The sequence below is a fragment of the Pseudomonas sp. NFACC32-1 genome, assembly GCF_900101215.1.
Taxonomy (GTDB): Bacteria; Pseudomonadota; Gammaproteobacteria; order Pseudomonadales; family Pseudomonadaceae; genus Aquipseudomonas.
Window position 1 is genome coordinate 1 of sequence record NZ_FMUL01000025.1, and the last position, 21413, is coordinate 21413.

General features: G+C 60.6%; 21 protein-coding genes and 1 pseudogene. 13 read left to right on the forward strand and 9 right to left on the reverse strand.

Annotated features, from left to right (window positions below):
- Nucleotides 1-594: pseudogene (locus BLP99_RS25275) on the forward strand (hypothetical protein); the annotation flags it as partial.
- 91 nt (nt 595-685) lie between these two features.
- On the opposite strand, the gene BLP99_RS26490 reads toward BLP99_RS25275, so the two are convergent.
- Entirely contained in the window at nt 686-856 is a 171-nt protein-coding gene (locus tag BLP99_RS26490; RefSeq protein ID WP_092182102.1) for a hypothetical protein, read from the reverse strand.
- Between the two features lie 32 nt (nt 857-888).
- Complete coding sequence (locus tag BLP99_RS25285; RefSeq protein ID WP_072459631.1) at nt 889-1191, reverse strand: DUF1883 domain-containing protein; 303 nt, start codon at nt 1189-1191, stop codon at nt 889-891.
- A 202-nt stretch (nt 1192-1393) separates the two neighbouring features.
- Here BLP99_RS25285 and BLP99_RS25290 point away from each other — a divergent pair, with 202 nt between their 5' ends.
- Nucleotides 1394-1744, forward strand: a complete 351-nt coding sequence (locus BLP99_RS25290) for a hypothetical protein (RefSeq protein WP_072399039.1) — start codon at nt 1394-1396, stop codon at nt 1742-1744.
- Between the two features lie 34 nt (nt 1745-1778).
- Here BLP99_RS25290 and BLP99_RS25295 read toward each other — a convergent pair whose 3' ends face one another.
- Nucleotides 1779-1991 (reverse strand): hypothetical protein, encoded by a 213-nt coding sequence (locus tag BLP99_RS25295; RefSeq protein ID WP_072399038.1) that lies wholly within the window; start codon nt 1989-1991, stop codon nt 1779-1781.
- A gap of 233 nt (nt 1992-2224) precedes the next feature.
- Between BLP99_RS25295 and galU the strand changes: the two genes are divergently transcribed.
- The 4 genes from galU to ahpF all read left to right on the forward strand — a co-directional run bounded on the left by galU (nt 2225) and on the right by ahpF (nt 7261).
- Complete coding sequence (gene galU / locus BLP99_RS25300) at nt 2225-3064, forward strand: UTP--glucose-1-phosphate uridylyltransferase GalU (RefSeq protein WP_072399037.1); 840 nt, start codon at nt 2225-2227, stop codon at nt 3062-3064.
- A 360-nt stretch (nt 3065-3424) separates the two neighbouring features.
- Nucleotides 3425-4780 carry a glutathione-disulfide reductase gene (gene gorA / locus BLP99_RS25305; protein ID WP_072399036.1) on the forward strand — a complete coding sequence of 452 codons (1356 nt, stop codon included), beginning with the start codon at nt 3425-3427 and terminating at the stop codon, nt 4778-4780.
- Nucleotides 4781-5010: 230 nt separating this feature from the next.
- A complete protein-coding gene (ahpC, locus tag BLP99_RS25310; RefSeq protein WP_053157484.1) occupies nt 5011-5574 on the forward strand; it encodes an alkyl hydroperoxide reductase subunit C in 564 nt (187 codons plus the stop codon).
- A 124-nt stretch (nt 5575-5698) separates the two neighbouring features.
- The gene (ahpF, locus tag BLP99_RS25315; protein WP_072430587.1) at nt 5699-7261 is read left to right on the forward strand and encodes an alkyl hydroperoxide reductase subunit F; all 1563 of its coding nucleotides are present in this window, start codon (nt 5699-5701) and stop codon (nt 7259-7261) included.
- Nucleotides 7262-7438: 177 nt separating this feature from the next.
- Here ahpF and gloA read toward each other — a convergent pair whose 3' ends face one another.
- The gene (gene gloA / locus BLP99_RS25320; protein ID WP_092182105.1) at nt 7439-7960 is read right to left on the reverse strand and encodes a lactoylglutathione lyase; all 522 of its coding nucleotides are present in this window, start codon (nt 7958-7960) and stop codon (nt 7439-7441) included.
- Between the two features lie 181 nt (nt 7961-8141).
- On the opposite strand from gloA, the gene BLP99_RS25325 reads away from it, so the two are divergent.
- Entirely contained in the window at nt 8142-8675 is a 534-nt protein-coding gene (locus BLP99_RS25325; protein ID WP_092182108.1) for a DUF4946 domain-containing protein, read from the forward strand.
- A gap of 89 nt (nt 8676-8764) precedes the next feature.
- On the opposite strand, the gene BLP99_RS25330 is transcribed toward BLP99_RS25325, so the two are convergent.
- Nucleotides 8765-9133, reverse strand: coding sequence for a histone-like nucleoid-structuring protein, MvaT/MvaU family (locus BLP99_RS25330; RefSeq protein WP_072399032.1), 369 nt, complete (start codon nt 9131-9133; stop codon nt 8765-8767).
- 463 nt (nt 9134-9596) lie between these two features.
- Complete coding sequence (locus tag BLP99_RS25335) at nt 9597-10460, reverse strand: LysR family transcriptional regulator (protein ID WP_072430584.1); 864 nt, start codon at nt 10458-10460, stop codon at nt 9597-9599.
- 83 nt (nt 10461-10543) lie between these two features.
- Here BLP99_RS25335 and BLP99_RS25340 point away from each other — a divergent pair, with 83 nt between their 5' ends.
- Together BLP99_RS25340 and hppD are read left to right on the forward strand one after the other, a co-directional pair.
- Nucleotides 10544-11488: a DMT family transporter gene (locus BLP99_RS25340; RefSeq protein ID WP_072430583.1), complete on the forward strand. Its 945-nt coding sequence runs from the start codon at nt 10544-10546 to the stop codon at nt 11486-11488.
- Nucleotides 11489-11736: 248 nt separating this feature from the next.
- Complete coding sequence (hppD, locus tag BLP99_RS25345) at nt 11737-12813, forward strand: 4-hydroxyphenylpyruvate dioxygenase (protein WP_072399029.1); 1077 nt, start codon at nt 11737-11739, stop codon at nt 12811-12813.
- A gap of 90 nt (nt 12814-12903) precedes the next feature.
- Here hppD and rarD read toward each other — a convergent pair whose 3' ends face one another.
- The 3 genes from rarD to BLP99_RS25360 all read right to left on the reverse strand — a co-directional run bounded on the left by rarD (nt 12904) and on the right by BLP99_RS25360 (nt 16465).
- Entirely contained in the window at nt 12904-13788 is an 885-nt protein-coding gene (rarD, locus tag BLP99_RS25350; RefSeq protein WP_072399028.1) for an EamA family transporter RarD, read from the reverse strand.
- A gap of 161 nt (nt 13789-13949) precedes the next feature.
- Nucleotides 13950-14963 (reverse strand): aldo/keto reductase, encoded by a 1014-nt coding sequence (locus BLP99_RS25355; protein ID WP_072399027.1) that lies wholly within the window; start codon nt 14961-14963, stop codon nt 13950-13952.
- 191 nt (nt 14964-15154) lie between these two features.
- Entirely contained in the window at nt 15155-16465 is a 1311-nt protein-coding gene (locus BLP99_RS25360) for an MFS transporter (RefSeq protein ID WP_072432293.1), read from the reverse strand.
- Between the two features lie 160 nt (nt 16466-16625).
- Between BLP99_RS25360 and BLP99_RS25365 the strand changes: the two genes are divergently transcribed.
- The 4 genes from BLP99_RS25365 to BLP99_RS26335 all read left to right on the forward strand — a co-directional run bounded on the left by BLP99_RS25365 (nt 16626) and on the right by BLP99_RS26335 (nt 21302).
- The gene (locus tag BLP99_RS25365) at nt 16626-17750 is read left to right on the forward strand and encodes a sugar diacid recognition domain-containing protein (RefSeq protein ID WP_072399025.1); all 1125 of its coding nucleotides are present in this window, start codon (nt 16626-16628) and stop codon (nt 17748-17750) included.
- Nucleotides 17751-17920: 170 nt separating this feature from the next.
- Nucleotides 17921-19057, forward strand: a complete 1137-nt coding sequence (locus BLP99_RS25370; protein WP_092182111.1) for a glycerate kinase — start codon at nt 17921-17923, stop codon at nt 19055-19057.
- Between the two features lie 62 nt (nt 19058-19119).
- Nucleotides 19120-20289: a pyridoxal phosphate-dependent aminotransferase gene (locus BLP99_RS25375; protein WP_072399023.1), complete on the forward strand. Its 1170-nt coding sequence runs from the start codon at nt 19120-19122 to the stop codon at nt 20287-20289.
- A gap of 218 nt (nt 20290-20507) precedes the next feature.
- Nucleotides 20508-21302 carry a hypothetical protein gene (locus BLP99_RS26335; protein ID WP_143007979.1) on the forward strand — a complete coding sequence of 265 codons (795 nt, stop codon included), beginning with the start codon at nt 20508-20510 and terminating at the stop codon, nt 21300-21302.
- Nucleotides 21303-21413: the final 111 nt, after the last annotated feature.

A 21413-nucleotide genomic window follows, 5' to 3' on the forward strand; every position in this document is an offset into this window, starting at 1 on the left:
CATCCCGAGTTCATGTTTTCCTTCACGGTCACCGACCAGTTGGGCAACTCGCCGGACCTTGACTCACCCTTTTCGGCAATACAGATCGTGGACGTGGACCAGGCCGGCCTTCGACTGCCGGTGCCGATCCCGCGGGAAATCGCCAGCGACGGAACCGACGATCCCAGCACCATCGACCTCGACAAGCTGGGCACCAACCCGCTGTTGTTGATCATCTTGACCGGTGACTCACGCTTCCTGCCGGGGGATACGATCGAGGCGACCTACGTCGCGAAGGTGGCAGGCCAGCCGAATGTCACCCACAGCGAGACGGGAACGGTCGAAACCGATGGTTTTGGGCAGAAACAGGCCTGTGTGCTGGAAATTCCCAACGACAAGGTTATTCCGGACAGCACGGTAGAAATGTCCTACAAACTGTTCAGGGGCACGACACTGATAGGTACCTCAAAAACGGCCCATGCGACCGTGATCGGGCAAGGTGCGCCGGAGATAGAGCCTGTGATCACTCGGATAGAGGATTCCAGGGGGGAGGAGATAGTGGAGGGAGGAATCACCGTCGATACCACGGTCAAACTCTTCGGAACTGCCCTTTAAGCAATCAACCCTGCAAACAGGGGCTGGATGGGCTGCCGTAACCGGGATCGACGGGTCCCCGTCATTGCCCTGCCACGAAAGCCCGAGCCCTTCACAATGCCTTACTGACCTTGACGTCAGTAATCTCATCGTTGGCCTGGCCGTGCTGCGCCTGCAGCACGGCCCGGGCTTCTTCTTCGGTTCCGGTTTCCAGTTGCGCGAATTCGAAACGGCGCTCGCCATTGAGCTTGTACTTGATGACGTATTTGGTCGTCTGGTCCACGGTTTTACCTGCAGTTGAAGTGTGGGCGATATTCAGCTCAGTTTGGAGCTGGAGCGCCGGATGATCTTGATCTTGTGGGTCAGGTTCGGCTTGCGCGTGACGCTGATGGCCCGGCGGCTGACGGTGTCGATGGTGATGTTCCAGAAACCGGTGCTCGGGGCGGTGATTTTCGCGGGGAATTTATCGAACGCGCCGCCATGGTAAGTGTGCCGCCCACCATTCTTGAAACTGCGGAAATTGGCGTCGCTCATCAGGCGGATGTTGCACATTTGGGAGCATTCGATGACAACAATGTCGTCTTCGTTGAGGTGCTCGCGCTGGTGGATGAATTTCATGGGCGCCTCCAGAAGGGCTTTTCTACACGATCAAAACGGCAGGGGGCTGCGATAGGCGGGCAGTTTACCAGCACCGGCGACCAATAACCGACCCACGCCGGGGCTTTGTTCGTATGATGCAGTGGCGTGGAACAAAAAAAGCGTCGTGCGCCGGAGAAAAACACCGTTTGCATTGTCGGAGGGTCTTTATCGGAGGATTGATATGAAGCGTTGCGTGTGGGTGTTGGCATTGGCCTTGGGTGGATGTGCATCGGTATCGGACATCAACCAGACGCCGCCCACCATGAGCTTCATCTCCGGCAAGAAGCCCCATGAGTACGCTCGCTGTGTTGCCGACAGGCTGGCCGACAGCCGCGGGGCACTGCAGATGGAGCCTCACAAGAACGGCGTGCGGTTGATCGTCCCAGGCAAACTGTCGTCTCTTCCGGCTGCGGTGTTCGACATCGAGGAGCGTTCCAGCGGCAGTGGCATCAAGCTGCACGAAAGCCTGTCCAATGTGCCGGTGCGCCCGGGTGATGTTCAGGACGCGGCCAACGCCTGCATTTCCGGTTGAGCCAGACGTTTTTTTCCATCAGCGGCTGATTCGGTCATTTCTTGCGGCGGCTGCGGGCTGGAGCCTGTTCACGTTCCTTGGCCGCCGGGGCAGGGCGTTCGTCCTGGAAAACCGCCGCCACTTCCACCGCCATCGTCTTGCTGGGCAAGGGGCCGGCGACCTGTTCGCCGTGGTAGTTGACTATCCACCATTGCCCGTCCTTGTCCTGGGTGACTGAATAACCGTTTGCGTTTCGTGGTGCCGACATCTGCTGGCCTCGTTGGCGGAATCGAGGACGCATGATACGTCAAATGCACGCAAACGGTGCCCGGGACGCTTAATGGACACCGTTGAACCCCGGAAACGAAAGGCGATTGAACTATCCGCCGGTTTATTTCTCTATGATGGCATCGGTTAGCCAGTGCAGGCATTGTAAGGTGCCTACAGCCTGATTAGACTGCGCCGAATTTCGTCGTACACACCGCCTTTACAAGGATTCATATGATCAAGAAATGCTTGTTCCCAGCAGCCGGTTACGGTACTCGCTTCCTGCCAGCGACTAAAGCCATGCCCAAAGAAATGCTGCCGGTGGTGAACAAGCCACTGATCCAGTACGGTGTCGAAGAAGCCCTCGATGCGGGCCTGAATGAAATCTCCATCGTGACTGGCCGTGGCAAGCGTGCCCTGGAAGACCATTTCGACATCAGCTACGAGCTGGAAAACCAGATCAAGGGCACCGACAAGGAGAAATACCTGGTCGGCATCCGCAAGCTGCTGGACGAGTGTTCGTTCTCCTACACCCGCCAGACCGAAATGAAGGGCCTGGGCCACGCCATCCTGACCGGTCGTCCGCTGATCGGCGACGAACCCTTTGCCGTGGTGCTGGCGGACGACTTGTGCGTCAACCTGGAAGGCGACGGTGTCCTGACCCAGATGGTCAAGCTGTACAAGCAGTTCCGCTGCTCCATCGTGGCGATCCAGGAAGTCGATCCGCAGGAGACCAACAAGTACGGTGTGATCGCCGGCGAGATGATCCGCGACGACATCTACCGCGTCCACAGCATGGTTGAAAAGCCAAAGCCTGAAGATGCCCCGTCGAACCTGGCCATCATCGGTCGCTACATCCTGACCCCGGATATCTTCGACCTGATCGAACAGACCGAGCCAGGCAAGGGCGGCGAAATCCAGATCACCGACGCCCTGATGAAGCAGGCCCAGAACGGCTGCGTCATGGCCTACAAGTTCAAGGGCCGTCGTTTTGACTGTGGTGGCGCCGAAGGCTATATCGACGCGACCAACTTCTGCTTCGAGAACTTCTACAAGACCGGCAAGGCCTACTGATAGCCACCGTGCCTTGAAAAAACGCCCCGACTGGTTCGGGGCGTTTTTGTATGTGCAAAAAATATTCTGCTTTCCTCCACAAATTGGCGAGGGGATTTATCCCCGTTGGGCTGCACGGCAGGCCCACTGCTGACCACTCAATCGAGTTCACATGCCGAGTTTCGATGGGGGAGTGCCGCTGCACAGCCCGGCGGTGATAAATCTCCTCGCCACAAGAGCCGCGCTCGGCTTTGTCTTCTTGAGTCAACTCTCACTGGTTTTTTCGTTTTTCGAGCCCATATCCTTTGGCAAAGTTACTCGATGTGGCTGCCCACTGTGGAAGCAGCGGGTATGCTGATGGCCTGCCAAAGGAGATTGAAGATGGCCTATGATTTTGACCTGTATGTGATTGGCGCCGGTTCCGGCGGTGTGCGGGCTGCGCGATTCGCTGCCGGGTTCGGGGCCAGGGTGGCCGTGGCGGAAAGCCGCTACCTGGGCGGTACCTGTGTGAACGTGGGCTGTGTGCCGAAGAAGCTGCTGGTCTACGGGGCCCATTACGCCGATGATTTCGAGCAGGCTTCGGCCTACGGCTGGACCGCCGGCGAGGCGAGTTTCGACTGGGCCACCCTGATCGCCAACAAAAATCAGGAAATCAACCGCCTCAACGGTATCTATCGCAACCTGCTGGTCAACAGCGGGGTGACCCTGCATGAAGGCCACGCGAAGGTCACCGGCCCCCACGAAGTCGAGATCAACGGCCAGCGCCACACCGCCGAGCATATCCTGATCGCCACGGGCGGTTGGCCGGTGATCCCGGACATTCCGGGGCGTGAGCACGCCATCAGCTCCAACGAGGCGTTTTTCCTCAAGGAACTGCCCAAGCGCATCATCGTCGTGGGCGGTGGCTATATCGCAGTGGAGTTCGCGGGTATTTTCCATGGCATGGGGGCGCAGACCTCCCTGCTGTATCGCGGTGAGCTGTTCCTGCGGGGCTTTGACGGCGCAGTGCGCAAGCATTTGGCCCAGGAACTGACCCAGCGCGGCCTGGACCTGCGGTTCAACGCCGATATCCAGCGCATCGACAAGCAGGCGGATGGCAGCCTTGAGGTCACGCTCAAGGACGGCAGCGTCCTGTCCACCGATTGCGTGTTCTATGCCACCGGCCGGCGACCGATGCTCGATAACCTCGGCCTGGAGAACACCGCGGTGACCCTGGATGAGAAAGGCTTTGTCCAGGTCAACGAAAGGTACGAGACCCAGGAACCGTCCATCCTGGCCATCGGCGACGTGATCGGCCGTGTGCAGCTCACGCCCGTGGCCCTGGCCGAAGGCATGGCGGTGGCGCGACGGCTGTTCAAGCCCGAGCAGTACAGGCTGGTGGATTACCGGATGATCCCCACGGCCGTGTTCAGCCTGCCCAACATCGGCACGGTTGGCCTGACCGAGGAGCAGGCGCGGGAAGAGGGGCATGAGGTGCAGGTTTTCGAAAGCCGCTTCCGACCGATGAAGCTGAGCCTCACCGACAGCCAGGAGCGCACGCTGATGAAGCTGGTGGTGGACGCCCGGACCGACAAGGTGCTGGGGTGCCACATGGTCGGGCCGGATGCCGGTGAAATCGTCCAGGGGTTGGCCATCGCCCTCAAGGCCGGGGCTACCAAGCGTGACTTCGACGAAACCATCGGCGTTCACCCGACCGCCGCCGAAGAGTTCGTCACCATGCGTACCCCCACCGCCTGAGCCACTGGCGAGGCCCGATGGCTGGAGGCTGCGTTTTCTTGACCTGCGTCACCCTGACGCAAGATAGGGAAGCGTGGCCTTCGGCAGCTTCTATGCTTGGGTTCTTCTATCTATAGAGATTCCTGATAGCCAAAACCAATTATTCGCATGAGCTTTGCCAATGAGCCAGCATGGGAATGAATGGGTAAGCTTCACTCCATCAACTTTTCAACCCTGACGGAGAAACATCGATGCCTATCATCAACAGCCAAGTCAAACCGTTCACCGCTACCGCTTACAAAAACGGCAACTTCGTTGAAGTCTCGGACGCCGACCTGAAAGGCAAGTGGTCTGTCGTGTTCTTCTACCCAGCCGACTTCACCTTCGTCTGCCCGACCGAACTGGAAGACCTGGCCGACAACTACGCCGAGTTCCAGAAGCTGGGCGTGGAGATCTACAGCGTGTCCACCGACACTCATTTCGCCCACGCTGCCTGGCACAACACTTCGCCAGCCATCGGCAAGATCCAGTACACCATGATCGGCGACCCGACCCACGTGATTTCCCGCAACTTCGACGTACTGATCGAAGAAGTCGGCCTGGCTGACCGTGGCACCTTCGTGATCAACCCTGAAGGCCAGATCAAGATCGTTGAAATCAACGACGGCGGTGTGGGTCGTGACGCTTCCGAACTGCTGCGCAAGGTCAAGGCCGCTCAGTACGTCGCCGCTCACCCGGGCGAAGTCTGCCCAGCCAAGTGGAAAGAAGGCGAGGCCACCCTGGCTCCGTCCCTGGACCTGGTCGGCAAGATCTAAGACCGTGAGTTCCTTGAGGGCGGTCATCCGCACCTGAGTAAGCCGCACCGCCCACAAAAAACGCCCGGGCGAGATTCGCTCGGGCGTTGTTTTTTCTGAAATTCAAAAAATGGAAATCGCCCGTATGTTGGACGCCAATCTTAAAGCTCAGTTGAAGTCATATCTGGAACGGGTCACCCAACCGATCGAGATCGTTGCATCCCTCGACGACGGTGCGAAATCCCAGGAAATGCTCGCTTTACTCAAAGACGTTGCCAGTCTCTCCGACAAGATTACCTTGCTCGACAACGGTAACGATGCGCGCAAGCCTTCGTTTTCGTTGAATCGCCCGGGAGCCGATATCAGCCTGCGTTTTGCCGGCATCCCCATGGGCCATGAATTCACTTCGCTGGTGCTGGCCCTGCTGCAAGTCGGTGGCCACCCGTCGAAGGCCAGTGTCGAAGTCATTGAACAGATCCGCTCCCTCAAGGGTGAATTCAACTTCGAGACTTATTTCTCGCTGTCGTGCCAGAACTGCCCGGACGTGGTCCAGGCGCTGAACCTGATGGCGGTGCTGAACCCGAACATCCGCCATGTCGCCATCGACGGCGCGCTGTTCCAGGCCGAGGTCGACGAACGCCAGATCATGGCGGTGCCGAGCATCTACTTGAACGGCGTGAACTTCGGCCAGGGCCGCATGGGGTTGGAAGAAATTCTCGCCAAGATCGACACCAGCGGCATCGAACGCCAGGCCGAGAAGATCAGCGCCAAGGATGCCTTCGACGTGCTGGTGGTCGGCGGTGGCCCGGCCGGTGCTTCGGCGGCGATCTACGCGGCTCGCAAAGGCATCCGCACGGGGGTGGCGGCCGAGCGTTTCGGCGGCCAGGTGCTGGACACCATGGCCATCGAGAACTTCATTTCGGTCCAGGAAACCGAAGGGCCGAAACTGGCTGTCGCCCTGGAAGAGCACGTCAAGCAGTACGACGTGGACATCATGAACCTGCAACGTGCCGATGCGCTGGTGCCGGGTAAAGAGGGCGAGCTGCACGAAGTCAGGTTCGCCAGCGGTGCGCGCCTCAAGGCCAGGACCGTGATCCTCGCGACCGGCGCCCGCTGGCGCGAAATGAACGTACCGGGCGAGCAGCAATACCGCAACAAGGGCGTGGCGTACTGCCCGCATTGCGACGGTCCGCTGTTCAAGGGCAAGCGCGTGGCGGTGATCGGCGGAGGCAACTCCGGTGTCGAGGCCGCCATCGACCTGGCGGGCATCGTGGCCCATGTCACCTTGCTGGAGTTCGATGTGCAATTGCGTGCCGACGCCGTGTTGCAGCGCAAGTTGCACAGCCTGCCGAACGTGACGGTGATCACCAACGCCCAGACCACCGAAGTGACCGGTGACGGGCAGAAGGTCAACGGCTTGCGCTACAAGGATCGTCCAAGCGCAGAAGTACACGATGTGGCGCTGGAAGGCATCTTCGTGCAGATCGGCCTGTTGCCCAACACCGATTGGCTCAAGGGTACCGTCGAACTGTCCCCACGTGGCGAGATCGTGGTCGATGCCCGTGGTGAAACCTCGATCCCAGGCGTGTTCGCCGCCGGTGACGTGACCACGGTGCCGTACAAGCAGATCGTGATCGCCGTAGGCGAGGGCGCCAAGGCTTCGCTGGGAGCCTTCGACCACCTGATCCGCACCTCCGCACCGGCCTGAGCGGCCGATCGCGGGCAAAAGGAAAACCCCATGAGCCTTGGCTCATGGGGTTTTTTATCGCCCATCATTCTGTGGGAGGGCGCTTGCTCGCGATGGCGGCGGGGCAGCTTGCCTCAATGCTGAATGTGCTGCCCTCATCGCGAGCAAGCTCGCTCCCACAAGAGGCATCAGTGCAGCTTACAGTGGCGCTGGCTGGATGATCTCGACCCAGTAGCCGTCCGGGTCCTTGATGAACGCCAGGCTTTTCATGCGGCCATCGTTCAGGCGCTTCTGGAAGTCACAGCCCAGTGCTTCGAAGCGTTCGCAGGCCGCGACGACATCCGGCACCGAGATGCAGATATGACCGAACCCGCGCGGGTCGGTGTTGCCGTCGTGGTAACTGAACGCCGGGTCGTTTTCGGTGCCGTGGTTATGGGTCAGTTCCAGGATGCCTGGTATCGACTTCATCCATTCGGTGCGTGCCGCGGCATCGGCCGGGATCTGGCGCTTGTCCACCAGGGCCAGGAAATACAGGCTGAATTCGGCTTCCGGGAAGTCGCGTTTTTCCACCAGGGTAAAACCCAGAACCCGAGTGTAGAAATCCAGCGATTTGGTAATGTCCTTGACCCGAAGCATGGTGTGGTTGAAGACGTAGTGGGTCGTGGCGGCATCGGGTTGGGCGGTGACGCCCGGGAAGTGTTCGAGTTCGTGCAGGCTCATGGGCCCTCCAAAAAGAAGTGAGGCAGACGGCGCCGCAGAGCGGATCGCGACGGTTCTGGGGCTGCGCTGAATGGCTTGTAGCATGATACGCAAGGGACGCGGCAACGCCAAACCGCGAGTGGCTATTGCCTGTGTTTGCGGCCGGCTTCAGACTTGCCGATCCGTCCTTGAGTGCAACCTGATGATTCGACCGCTCCTTTCGCTGTTTGTCCTGTCGTTTGCCTTCGTTGCGAGTATCGAGGCCCAGGCGGCTGAACCGCAGGTCGCATGGCCCGAGGGCTGGGTCGTCGAGTCGTTGCCTTCAGACGCCGTCACGCCAACCCGTCAAGGGACTACACGCCAGCGAGCGACCAAAAACGATGCCGCGGGAAATGCATTGTTGGTCATGGAGCTGACTGCGACGCCTGTGGAACCCGATCATCAAGTCAACTTGCAGGGCGTGCTGCTGGAAATGCGAAAATCAATCCAGAAGGATTTTTTCCAGGGCGGTTATCAAAGTGTCTGCAATAAGATTCATGCTTCGATGTTGGGCGAGGCAACAGCTTTGGAGACCACTTGCACAATCACGCAAAATGGCCGGCACGTGTTGTCCCAGACTCTGGTTGCAGCACTAAATGCCGGGCGGGCGTATGTACTGTCCTATGCCGGGCAGGCGCAGGTGTTTGCCGAAAGCCAGGAGGAAATACAGGCGGTACGAAATAGCCTGAAACTATAAGGTTATCCGCCTGATACTCTGGGTTTAATCCAGAAGTTGAAGTCCATAAAAAAGCCCTGTTGATCAGGGCTTTCATTCAAGGCTGGATGTCAGGTACGTACCCAGGAGTCAACGGTCTCGGCGCCGTACTGCTCTTTCCAGGCTTTCAGGCCGCGATGGTTGCCGCCCTTGGTTTCGATCAGTTCGCCGGTATGGGGGTTCTGATAGACCTTCACCACCCGTGCGCGGCGCGTTTTAGGGGTCTTGCCGGCCGCTGCCGCGCCTGCCTTGGCCGGGCCCGGATCGAGAATCGCGATGATGTCGCGCAGGCTCTTGCCGTAGGTTTTCATCAGTCCCTGGAGCTTTTCTTCGAATTCGATTTCTTTCTTGAGCCCGGCATCGTTCTTCAGCTTTTCCAGCTGTTTGAGCTGGTCCTGAAGGGCCTTTTCGGCTTTACGAAATTCAGCGAGTCTGGACAATTATCGTTACTCCAATCAAATATGTGGCTGATACCAACCGCAAACAAAGCTATAAGCCAAGCGCCTTGACGCGACTCGGTGATAAATGACTCCCTGCTATCCAGCACAGGTAGAAAAATTGTAGTAGTTAAACCGGGGAGTGTAAATCGTAACTTTTTCGTTATGTAACAATGGCAAACGTTTTCCTACTAGTTGGAGTCCCGGCAGGCACGCCGCGTCAGGGCTTTGAGCCAACTATGATGCACTAGATAATTCGACGCAAAGTTGCAGCTCCACTGTCCCTTAATTGCAAAGTGTTATCACACAGTGGCGTCTATCAGGCTCTGTACGAACAGTCTTGAGCCGAAGGTCAGGCAAGGCGAAAACAGCCAAGCAAGCGCAGTTCATTGGAGTACATGAGTAATCCGAGGCTGTTTTCAGCGCAGCATGAGCGAGTCTCAAGGTTGTTCGTACAGAGCCTGATTCAGGTGGATCTGGCCAAGTCGATGAACGCCTGGGTGGCAGGCGAAACCTGGCGGCTGTCCAGCACTGCCAGGCCGATCCGGCGCGGGACCCGTGGGGCCAAGGGACGGACTACGAAGCCGCAGTGCTCGCCTTCCGGTAGCGAGCCTTCCGAGACCACGGTCACGGCTTCGCCCCGGCTCACCACATTCAACGTGCTGAGCACCTGCGAACAGCGATAGCGTACGTTTGGCGTGAGCCGCTCGGCGTTGAACAGGCGTGTGACCAGCTCCGAGGAGCCGGCCTCGGTGAGCACGAAAGGGTCGTCGCACAGGTCCTTCAGGCCCAGGCTGGATCGGGCGGCGAGGGGATGGGTGGCGGGAAGCAGGGCCACCATCTGGTCCTCCATCAGGGCGACGGTATCGAAACGCTCCTCGGGCAGGACCACGAAGCCAATGTCGATCCGTCGTTCATCCAGCCATTGGATGACCTGGCGGTCCGGTCCTTCGTCGATATGAACCTCGATGCCCGGGTGCAACGCTCGATAGCGTTGCAGGATAGGGGGCAGCAACTTCATGGAGGAGGTCGGACCGAACGAGCCGATACGCAACGTGCCCCGGCGCATGCCCTGGGCGTCGGCGGCTTCCTGGCGCAAGGTGTTGGCCAGCCCGAGCATGGCCCGGGCCCGTGACAGCAGTTGCTGGCCGATGTCGGTGAGTTCCACCAAGGATTGATGGCGCCTGAACAATTCGACGCCCAGCTCCTGCTCCAGCGACTTGATAGCGTGGGATACCGCTGACTGGCTGACCCCCAGCCGCATCGCTGCGGCGGTGAACCCTCGCAGTTCAGCGACCAGGGAGAATATTTCGAGCTGGGTAAGGGTCATGAGTATTTGCTCATTTTACGATGATAAGACATGAGTTCGAGAATACGCCATGGCGGCATTCGATTGAACTGATGTGGTGAACCATGAAGACCCTTGAACAAACTGCTCCAACCTCCTCGGACCTGCCGGTGTACCTGAACCTGTCCATGGTCACCATGATCTGGGGCGGGACCTTCGTGGCCGGCAGGATGTTGTCCAGTACCCTGGAGCCCCTGCTGGCCGCCAGTCTGCGCTTTTCGCTGGCCAGTATCGCGCTGTTGCTGTTTCTCTGCCTGGCCAGGGTCGCGCTGGTCAGACCCACGCTGAAACAGGCGTTGCAACTGGCCGTGCTGGGGTTCTTCGGCATCCTTTTCTACAACCTGTGCTTTTTCCATGGGTTGCAATATGTCCAGGCGTCGCGCGCTTCGCTGATCGTGGCCTTGAACCCGGCGGTCATCGGCCTGGCGTCCTGGTGGTTGTTCAAGGAGCGGCTGGGCCCCTCAAAGGTCTGGGGAATCGTGTTATGCATCGGCGGGGCGGGTCTGGTGATCGTCAGCCGCGATCCGTCCTCGCTGCAGAGCGCCGCACAAGGCTGGATGGGAGACCTGCTGATTTTCGGCTGCGTGTTGGGGTGGGGTATCTATTCGCTGTTTTCCAGGAACCTGAACGACAGCCTTGGTCCGTTGCAGACCGTCACCTGGTCGATTCTGCTGGGCACGGGGATGTTGTGGCTGGCTTGCGTGGCCGGGGGCGAAGCTCGGCTGGAGCCGCTGCGTGGCCTGGATATGCGCCAGTGGCTGAGTCTGCTGTACCTCGGTGTGTTGGGCTCGGCCCTGGCCTACATTGCCTGGTACGAGGGTATTCGCCGGATCGGCGCCACCCGCTGCGGCGTATTCATTGCGCTCAACCCGCTCACCGCCGTGCTGCTGGGGGCCCTGTTGCTCGATGAACGACTCGGCGCGCTGATGGGCGTGGGCGCAGGATTGATCCTGACGGGCATTTTCCTGTGCAACAAGCCTCTTGCACGATCGGCGCAAAAGACGATTTGATACAGGAGGCGGACAAATCGGGTTACGCTGTGTAGAATCGGTTTACGCATATAAGAATAACGTCTTCTGGCAGCAGAAGCCTCGCCCGCAAGAGCCTTGGGTCGACAATGAAGATACTTGGGTTACAACTGATCTATGGCGATTTCCTCGCCCGCAGCGTTCGCGGTATTTCCTGCGCGCCACCCCGCGTCCTCAGCATCGCCAGCAACTAACGCTCCGTTAATTGACAAGCATGATGAGGCGCCGACATGGCAGATCTATACGAAAACCCAATGGGCCTGATGGGCTTCGAGTTCATCGAGTTCGCATCCCCGACTCCCAATACCCTGGAGCCGATCTTCGAGATCATGGGCTTCACCAAGGTGGCCACGCACCGTTCCAAGGATGTGCACCTGTATCGCCAGGGTGCGATCAACCTGATCCTCAACAACGAACCCCACAGCGTGGCGTCCTACTTCGCCGCCGAGCATGGCCCGTCGGTGTGCGGCATGGCGTTTCGCGTCAAGGATTCGCAGCTGGCCTACAAGCGAGCCCTGGAGCTCGGCGCCCAGCCGATCCACATCGAAACCGGCCCCATGGAGCTGAACTTGCCGGCGATCAAAGGCATCGGCGGTGCGCCGCTGTACCTGATCGATCGTTTTGGCGAGGGTAGCTCGATCTACGATATCGATTTTGTGTTCCTCGAAGGTGTCGACCGTCATCCGGTGGGTGCGGGCCTCAAAATCATCGATCACCTGACCCACAACGTTTATCGCGGCCGCATGGCCTACTGGGCCGGCTTCTACGAGAAGCTGTTCAACTTCCGTGAGATCCGTTATTTCGATATCAAGGGCGAATACACCGGCCTGACATCCAAGGCCATGACCGCTCCGGATGGCATGATCCGCATTCCGTTGAACGAGGAATCGTCCAAGGGCGCCGGGCAGATCGAAGAGTTCCTGATGCAGTTCAACGGCGAAGGCATCCAGCACGTGGCCTTCCTGACCGATGACCTGGTCAAGACCTGGGACAAGCTCAAGAGCATCGGCATGCGCTTCATGACGGCGCCGCCGGACACCTACTACGAAATGCTCGAAGGCCGCCTGCCGAACCACGGCGAGCCGGTGGGCGAGCTGCAATCGCGGGGGATCCTGCTGGACGGTTCCTCCAACCCGGACGACAAGCGCCTGCTGCTGCAGATTTTCTCGGAAACCCTGATGGGGCCGGTGTTCTTCGAGTTCATCCAGCGCAAGGGCGACGACGGCTTCGGCGAAGGCAACTTCAAGGCGCTGTTCGAGTCCATCGAGCGTGACCAGGTGCGTCGGGGTGTGCTGGCGACCGAGTAATACCTGAGCGCAAAAAAAAGCCCGCCTGGCAGTGATGCCAGGCGGGCTTTTTATTGAGCGACGCAAACCCTTGTGGGAGCGGTGTGTACGTCAGTCCCGGCGCCGCTGCCGCATCAGGTGTTTGAATCCCTCGAACACCAGCACCGCCACGGCCATCCAGATGGGGATGTAGGTCAGCCATTCAGTGGCCTTGATGCTTTCGCCCAGTAGCAGCGCCACGCCCAGCAATAGCACCGGTTCGACATAGCTCAACAACCCGAACAGGCTGAACGGCAGCAACCGACTGGCGACGATGTAGCACACCAGCGCAGAAACACTGATCACGCCGAGCAGCGGAATCAGCAGCGACAGCCACGGGTATTGATTGAACACCTCGAAACCCTGTTCGCCGCTTTGCACGAACCAGAGGGCCAGCGGCAGCATCAGGGTCATGTCCAGCCAGAGCCCGCCCAGGTTGTCGGTCTTGGTGCGCTTGCGCAGGATGAAGTAGAGCGGATAGCCCAACACCACCAGCAAGGTTGCCCAGGAAAAACCACCCACTTGGTACAACTCATTGAACACGCCAAGGGTGGCGAAGAACACGGCGACTTTTTGCAGGTAAGAAAGGCGTTCGCCATAGACGATGCGGCCGGTCAGGACCATCGACAACGGCAGCAGGAAATACCCCAGCGATACGTCCAGGCTGTAGCCGTTGAGCGGCGCCCACATGAACAGCCACAATTGGGCGCCCATCAGTGCCGACGAGGCTATTGCCGCGATCAACAGGCGTGGCGTGGCAACCAGGCGGCGGATCAGCGCCGTGACCAGGTGCCACTCTCGTGCCACCAGCATGAACACGGTCATGCATGGCATCGTCAGCAGCATACGCCAGCCGAAAATCTCCAGGCCGGTCAACGGTGAGAGCAACGAGGTGTAGTAGTACATGACGGCGAACAGCGCAGAGGCTGAGACCGATAGAGCGATGCCTTTGGACACTGAGGCCTCTTATTTTGATGGGCAGGAACACCGTTGTGGTGAGAAGGGTAGTTGCGGCGAGGGAGCTCGCTCCCGCAGGGCAGCGTACCGAACCCTGGATTGCGGTCGCTCGCGGCCCAGCGGGAGCAAGCTCCCTCGCCAGGTTCTTGTTCGATGAGTGCTTAGGACGTCAGCGGCACGCGTCCCGGCACGAAATGCCCCACATCGTTGAACCCTGGCGTGGAGGCATGCCCCGGCGTCACCAACGAATCGATGAAGGCTTCATCCTCCGCGGTGATTTTCACGGCTTGCGCCTTGGTATAGGAATCCCACTGCTCCTCGGTGCGCGGCCCGACGATGGCCGAGGTCACTGCGCGGTTGTTCAGCACCCAGGCGATGGCGAATTCGACGATCCCCACGCCCCGGCCCTGGGTGTATTGCAGGATCTGCTGGGCAATGCGCAGAGACTCCACCCGCCATTCGGTCTCCAGGATGCGCTTGTCCTGCCGGCCGGCGCGGCTGTTGGCATCCGGCGCAACGTCCGGTGCGTACTTGCCACTGAGCACGCCCCGGGCGAGAGGGCTGAAGGGCACCACGCCGAGACCGTAATGCTGCGCGGCGGTGATCTGCTCGGTCTCGGCCTGGCGATTGACGATGTTGTACAGCGGCTGGCTGATCACCGGGCGGTCGATGCCCAGGCTGTCGGCGATCCGGATCACTTCGGCGATGCGCCAGCCACGGTAGTTCGACAGGCCCCAGTAGCGGATCTTGCCCTGGCGAATCAAGTCGCCGATGGCCGACACCGTCACCTGCAGCGGCGTGTTGTGGTCTTCTCGGTGCAGGTAGTAGATATCCAGGTAATCGGTGCCCAGGCGAGTCAGGCTGGCCTCGATACCGTTGAAGATGTGCTTGCGGCTCAGGCCGCTGCGATTGGGCACGCCGTCCGCCGGGCCGAACCCGACCTTGGTGGCGAGCACCCATTCCTGGCGGCGGCTGGCAATCGCTTCGCCAACGATTTCTTCGGAGCGACCATTGGTGTAGACGTCCGCGGTGTCGATGAAATTGATGCCCTGGTCCCAGGCCTTGTCGATGATCCGCAGCGAATCCTCGGTGCTGGTCTGTTCGCCGAACATCATGGTGCCCAGGGTCAGGGTCGAGACTTGCAACCCGGAATGGCCAAGCGTGCGGTAGCTCATGACAAGATCCTTTCATCCATGGGAAAGGCCCAATCAAACCCCAGAACAGGCGCGCGGATCAAACAGATTTATCGGACCCCCCTGAATCCCTGTGGGAGCGAGCTTGCTCGCGATGGCGTCGGATCAGTCGATATTGATGTTGACTGTTCGACCGCTATCGCGAGCAAGCTCGCTCCCACAGAGGATTGGCGTCAGGCGCGCAGGGTGCGGGTCATGCGCAACGCCAACAGGCTGCCGCAGACGATCACGCCAGCCAGCAGGTACAACGCCGCATCGGTCGATCCGGTGACGTCCTTGACCCAACCCACCAGGTACGGGCTGAGGAAGCCCGCCATCTGTCCCATGGAGTTGATCAATGCCAGCCCACCGGCGGCCGCGCCGGCGCTGAGCAGGGCGGTGGGCACCGGCCAGAACATCGGCAGGCCGGTGAGGGCTCCCATGGTGGCGATGGACAGGCCGACAATGGCGATGGCCGGTGTGCCGGCGAAATTGACCGCGATCAGCAGCCCGACCGCGCCCATGAGCATCGGCACTACCAGGTGCCAGCGACGTTCCTTGCGCAGGTCCGCCGAGCGACCGACCAGCAACATGAACACGGCTGCCAGCAGATAAGGGATCGCGCTCAGCCAGCCGATCACCAGGTTGTCGCTGAAGCCCAGGTTCTTGATGATCGACGGCAGCCAGAAGTTGATCGCGTACACCCCGCTCTGGATACAGAAATAGACCAGGCCGAACGCCCAGATCGCCGGGTTCTTGAACACGGCGAGCAAGGAGTCGCTGGCGGTCTTCGGCTGGCTCGCCAGGTCTTGCGCATGGTCGGCAGTGAGTACGGCGCGCTCCTCGGCGGTCAGCCAGCGTGCGTTGGCGAAGGTGTCGCTGAGCAGGAAAAATGCCAGCGCTCCCAGGATGACCGTCGGTACCCCTTGCAGCAGGAACATCCACTGCCAGCCTGCCAGGCCACCCTGGCCGGCGGCGAAGTGATTGAGGATCCAACCGGAAAACGGGCTGCCCAGCAGGCCGGACACCGGGATGGCCGACATGAACAGCGCCATGATGCGGCCTCGACGGAACGTCGGGAACCATTGCGAGAGGTACAGCACCACGCCCGGGAAGAAACCGGCTTCAGCCGCGCCGGTGAACAGTCGCAGGGTATAGAACTGGGTGGGGGTGGTGACGAAGAGCAAGCAGGTCGACAGTGTGCCCCAGGTGATCATCATCAGGGCGATCCAGCGCCGCGGGCCGAACCGGGTCAGGGCCAGGTTGCTCGGCACGCCGCACAGCACGTAGCCGATAAAGAAGATCCCGGCACCGAGGCCGTACACGGTTTCGCTGAATTTCAGTGCGTCGAGCATCTGCAGCTTGGCGAAGCCGACGTTGACCCGGTCAAGGTAATTGAACAGGTAGCAGATGAAGATGAAGGGAATCAAACGCAGGGTAATGCGTTTGTAGACGGTGTTCTTTTCGTCTGGAGTAGCCAGGACGGCTGCTGCGCTCTGGGACATGGCGAGTCTCTCTTTATTATGATTTTTGCGAGCCAAGGGGTAACGTTGACCGCCCCTTGAGTCTCGGCCAGCCCAAGGCCCCGTGTCTTTGTGCCTGAGCACAGGGTTTGAGTGCCGACCCTGTGCGCCTGACCAATCACCCTTGCAAGGAACACCGTGCATGTTCGAACTCGATCACGACCTGGCGCAGGATATCGTCGACCGGGCGATGGCGATCCTGCCGTACAACGTCAATGTCATGGACAACCAGGGCCTGATACTGGGCAGTGGCGAGCGCGAGCGCATCAACACCCGTCACGAGGGCGCGCAGCTGGTATTGGCCAATGGCCGGGTGGTGGAAATCGATGCCCACACGGCGGTGCATCTCAAGGGCGTACAGCCGGGGATCAACCTGCCGCTGATGCTCGACCAGCGGCTGATCGGTGTGCTGGGCATCACAGGCGAGCCGGAGCAGTTGCGCACCTACGCCGAACTGGTGCGCATGACCGCCGAGATGCTCCTGGGCCAGCGCAACCAGCAGGCCGAACAGCAGTGGCGTCGTCAGCGTTGCGATGACCTGTTGGCGTTGCTGCTGGGCGATAGCGGGGATTCGCCACGCTTGCTGGACGAGGCGCAGCAGATGGGCCTCAAGCCGCAATTGTCGCGGGTGCCTTATCTGTTCGAGCTGGGTCTTGAGCATGGGCCCGGGCAGACCGTCGAAGCCCTGAGTGCCTGGCTGATGTCCCGCTATCCCGACAGTTGGTGCCTGACCTCGTCCAAATCGTCGTTGCTCTGGTGCCGGCCGGTCAGCGCGTCGGTGGAGAACGAGCGGCTGTTGGCCAAGCTGGACGGGTTGGGCTGGAACATCCTGCGGGTGGCGGTGGGTGGCCAGGCCGAAGGGCTGGCGGGCCTGCGCCGCTGCTACCGACGGGTCGGGGACCTGCTGGCCTATGGACGGGATGTGTTGCCGCAGCATCGCTTGCTGGTTCTCAACCGCCATCGCCTGCCCGTCATGCTCTGGCGCCATCGCAGCGACGATGCCCTGGACGAACTGCTCACCCCGCTGCGCAAGGTGATGGCCAGGGACAGCAACGGCCAACTGCTCGCCACCTTGCGCAGCTGGTGCGAGCACGACGGCCAGAGCCAGGCCTGCGCCGACGCCCTGGGCATTCATCGCAACAGCCTGCGCTACCGCATGGAGCGCATCGCCGAACTCAGCGGCGTGGACCCGTTGCGGCTGGACGGGATGCTGGCGTTGTACCTGGGCGTGCAACTGCTGCCGCAGAGCGACCTTCCACCGGCATAGGCCCCGTGGTGGCAGGCCTGCTCGCGATAAGGCCATCAGCCTCGACCCCACTCCTCGCCAGGTCGATATTGTGGAATTGAACAATAATGCCGGGTGTCTTTTGTGCGGCGGACCGGCGTCACGGCTGCGGTCAGCTGGCAGCATGCTGGGCATCGGAACCGGAGAACACTATGAAAATAATCATCGCCCCCGACTCGTTCAAGGACAGCCTCAGCGCCCAGGGCGTCGCCGATGCCATTGCGCTCGGGCTGGCCCAGGTCTGGCCGGATGCCCAATTGGTCAAGTGCCCTATGGCCGATGGCGGCGAGGGGACGGTGGAGTCGGTACTGGCCGCCTGCAACGGCGAGTGGCGTCGTAGCCCGGTCCGTGGCCCCTTGGGCGCTGCCGTCGAGGCGCGTTGGGGGTGGTTGGCCGACAGCCGCACCGCGATCATCGAGATGGCCGAGGCCAGCGGCTTGCAACTCGTGCCGCCGGGGCAGCGCGATGCCTGCTCCAGCAGCACCTACGGCACCGGCCAATTGATCCGCGCGGCGCTGGATGAGGGGGCCGAACGGGTCATCCTGGCCATCGGCGGCAGCGCCACCAACGATGGCGGTGCCGGCGCGATGCAGGCGCTGGGGGTGGCATTGCTGGACCGACGAGGCCAACCTCTGGGCCCCGGAGGCCTGGCCTTGGCGAACCTCTCGCGCATCGACCTCGCCGGCCTGGACCCGCGCCTGGCCCGGGTCAGTTTCGAAATCGCCGCCGATGTCGATAACCCGTTATGCGGTCCCCAGGGGGCTTCCGCCATTTTCGGTCCGCAGAAGGGCGCCTCGGCCTCGCAGGTGCAGAGCCTGGACCGCGCACTGGGTCATTACGCTGACCATTGCGCCGAGGCATTGGGCCGCGATGTTCGCGACGAACCGGGCAGTGGCGCCGCTGGCGGCCTGGGATTCGCGGCCAAGGCATTCCTGCAGGCGCAGTTCCGGACCGGTGTGGACGTCGTGGCCCAGTTGACCGGGCTGGCCGCAGCGCTCGAAGGCGCCGACCTGGTCATCACCGGCGAAGGCCGTTTCGACGCCCAGACCCTGCGCGGCAAGACCCCGTTTGGCGTGGCCCGCATGGCCCGCCAGCATGGCGTGCCGGTGCTGGTCATCGCCGGCACGTTGGGGCAGGGGTACGAGGCGCTGTATGAACACGGCGTCGATGCCGCCTTTGCCCTGGTCGCAGGCCCTACGACCTTGCAGGACGCCTGCGCTGATGCCCCGCGGCTGTTGACTGAGCGAGCCCGGGATATCGCGCGCCTCTGGCGAGTGGCGGGTCGATAGGGTGGCGCGGTTCCTGATTTGCGATAGGGTTGAACCGGACCGCGCAAATTCAGGAGAAGTGCATGCGTTATTCAGCCTTGACCCAACGGATCGCCGGCGACGGCGCCGCTGCCTGGGAAATCCATGATCGGGCGCTAGCCATGCAAGGGCAGGGCATGGAAGTGTTGTTGCTATCGGTGGGCGATCCGGACTTCGATACACCGCAAGCCATCGTCACCGCCGCCATTGACAGCCTGCGGGCCGGGGAGACGCACTATTCGGATGTGCGCGGGCTGCACGGGCTGCGTCAGAGCATTGCCCGTCGCCACCGTCAACGCTGCGGCCAGCCCGTGGAGGCGCAGCACGTCACGGTGCTGCCGGGAGCGCAATGCGGGGTCTACGCGGTCGCGCAGTGCCTGCTCGACCCTGGTGACGAGGTGATCGTCGCCGAACCGATGTATGTCACCTACGAAGCCGTCTTTGGCGCCTGCGGGGCGAAGGTAGTGCCCGCGCCGGTGCGTCCGGAAAACGGTTTCCGGGTCGAGCCGGCCGAGGTGGCCCGGCTGATCACGCCGCGAACCCGCGCGTTGCTGCTCAACAGCCCGAACAATCCATCCGGCGCCAGCCTGCCGTTGGCGACCTGGCAGGCGCTGGCGCAGGTGTGCATTGAACACGACCTGTGGCTGATCAGCGACGAGGTCTACAGCGACCTGCTGTACGAGGGCGAGCACATCAGTCCGGCCAGCCTGCCGGGCATGGCTGAGCGCACCGCGACCATCAACAGCCTGTCCAAATCCCACGCCATGACCGGTTGGCGCATCGGTTGGGTCATCGGGCCTGAGCCCTTGGCCGAGCATCTGGCGAACCTGTCCCTGTGCATGCTGTTCGGCCTGCCTGACTTCGTCCAGCGCGCCGCCCAGGTCGCGCTGGAGGCGGATCTGCCGCAAGTGATGCAGATGCGTGAAGAGTATCGGCGGCGCCGGGACCTGGTGTGCGCCATGCTCGATGACTGTCCGGGCCTCAGGCCGGTGCGGCCCGATGGTGGCATGTTCGTAATGGTCGATGTGCGCGGCACCGGGCTCGCTGCCCAGGCATTCGCCGAGCATCTGCTGGATGGATATGGCGTGTCGGTGCTACCCGGCGAGGCATTCGGGCGAAGTGCGACGGGGCATATTCGCGTTGGCCTGGTGGTGGATCAATCGAGGCTGGCCGATGCCTGTCGGCGTATTGCCTTGTGCGCGGCGCGGTTGTAGCACGTGCGCGAGGCCGAACGTTTGCCTTCAAGTCGAGGACTCATCGCCGCCCGGGCGTCTGCGTGAGGAATTAAACCTGGATAATCTTCCGACCAGCGGTATTTCACACTGTCAGATATGACAGTTGGCAGCTCCGCAGGCCCGGCGCCTAATGAATTCAACGGCCGGGCTAAAACGAAAGGTGTTTCGGACGCACCTTTTTCGGAGAGCGAAATTCAATGTCACAGTCCCCTGAATACATGACGGCGGTCGCGTTGCGGATAGATGGCGTGAGCGACTCGAGTCCGGCCCGGATACCCAGAGATGTGTTGATCAATGGCACGACGGGAAGAGTTACGAGGCCATTGGGTTTTCCTCAAATTCCTAATGAACAAATAACGTTGACTGTTTACTGGGAACAAACCAATTACCCCTCCCAAACGGTAATTTTCCAGAGAACTTACACTGAAAGTGAGGATCAGCCGGAATTCACCTTTCCTATTACGCCTCAACATATGAGTGTTGATGGGATGGCCATCATTCGGTATGTCTGGATGATGTTCAATCCTGATCCTTCACCCAGACGTACCCTGATCATCGATCACACGTTGGCGCCAACGCTCCAGGAGCCGCACTATCCCGATAAGAACCCGCTGAATGGGTTTATCAACTGTGACACGGTGCCGCCCATCTGGGAAAAGATCAGGATCCAGATCAAGCCCGAATCCATCTTCGAGGAATTCGATGTATGCGTGCTTGAATGGCAGGGTTTCGAAACCTTGAATGGTCAGCCTCCGGCGCTCACACCGGTCCATGAGTTTCGCAAGACGTTGAGCAGGGATGAGGCGTTGAATGGATTCATCATCGAGATTCCCTTCGATCCCTATATAAGGCCCATGAAGGATTACGATTCGGGTGCCGCCCAATATACGATTTTTAGAAACACCATAGCCATTGCCAAATCCGAACGGGGAGTGGTGAGGTTGGACCGTATGATTCCCGGACAGGACGAGCCATGCGGGGGATTTGCCTGACCAACATGAGGGTCGGGTGTCGCCGTCAGTCTTTGACAGGTTTTCGAAGACAGTAAGAGTTGTATCGAATTTTTGCTCGACGGGCTGACCTCATTCATTTCTCAAGGAGAA

Coding starts and splice junctions, on each gene's coding strand:
- BLP99_RS25365 (WP_072399025.1), top strand. CDS start 16,626: ATGTTCGAACTCGATCACGACCTGGCGCAGGATATCGTCGACCGGGCG.
- BLP99_RS25290 (WP_072399039.1), top strand. CDS start 1,394: ATGAAGCGTTGCGTGTGGGTGTTGGCATTGGCCTTGGGTGGATGTGCA.
- BLP99_RS25360 (WP_072432293.1), bottom strand. CDS start 16,465: ATGTCCCAGAGCGCAGCAGCCGTCCTGGCTACTCCAGACGAAAAGAAC.
- BLP99_RS25325 (WP_092182108.1), top strand. CDS start 8,142: ATGATTCGACCGCTCCTTTCGCTGTTTGTCCTGTCGTTTGCCTTCGTT.
- BLP99_RS25355 (WP_072399027.1), bottom strand. CDS start 14,963: ATGAGCTACCGCACGCTTGGCCATTCCGGGTTGCAAGTCTCGACCCTG.
- BLP99_RS25375 (WP_072399023.1), top strand. CDS start 19,120: ATGCGTTATTCAGCCTTGACCCAACGGATCGCCGGCGACGGCGCCGCT.
- BLP99_RS25370 (WP_092182111.1), top strand. CDS start 17,921: ATGAAAATAATCATCGCCCCCGACTCGTTCAAGGACAGCCTCAGCGCC.
- BLP99_RS25335 (WP_072430584.1), bottom strand. CDS start 10,460: ATGACCCTTACCCAGCTCGAAATATTCTCCCTGGTCGCTGAACTGCGA.
- ahpC (WP_053157484.1), top strand. CDS start 5,011: ATGCCTATCATCAACAGCCAAGTCAAACCGTTCACCGCTACCGCTTAC.
- gloA (WP_092182105.1), bottom strand. CDS start 7,960: ATGAGCCTGCACGAACTCGAACACTTCCCGGGCGTCACCGCCCAACCC.
- hppD (WP_072399029.1), top strand. CDS start 11,737: ATGGCAGATCTATACGAAAACCCAATGGGCCTGATGGGCTTCGAGTTC.
- ahpF (WP_072430587.1), top strand. CDS start 5,699: ATGTTGGACGCCAATCTTAAAGCTCAGTTGAAGTCATATCTGGAACGG.
- BLP99_RS25285 (WP_072459631.1), bottom strand. CDS start 1,191: ATGAAATTCATCCACCAGCGCGAGCACCTCAACGAAGACGACATTGTT.
- galU (WP_072399037.1), top strand. CDS start 2,225: ATGATCAAGAAATGCTTGTTCCCAGCAGCCGGTTACGGTACTCGCTTC.
- gorA (WP_072399036.1), top strand. CDS start 3,425: ATGGCCTATGATTTTGACCTGTATGTGATTGGCGCCGGTTCCGGCGGT.
- BLP99_RS25295 (WP_072399038.1), bottom strand. CDS start 1,991: ATGTCGGCACCACGAAACGCAAACGGTTATTCAGTCACCCAGGACAAG.
- BLP99_RS26335 (WP_143007979.1), top strand. CDS start 20,508: ATGTCACAGTCCCCTGAATACATGACGGCGGTCGCGTTGCGGATAGAT.
- BLP99_RS25340 (WP_072430583.1), top strand. CDS start 10,544: ATGAAGACCCTTGAACAAACTGCTCCAACCTCCTCGGACCTGCCGGTG.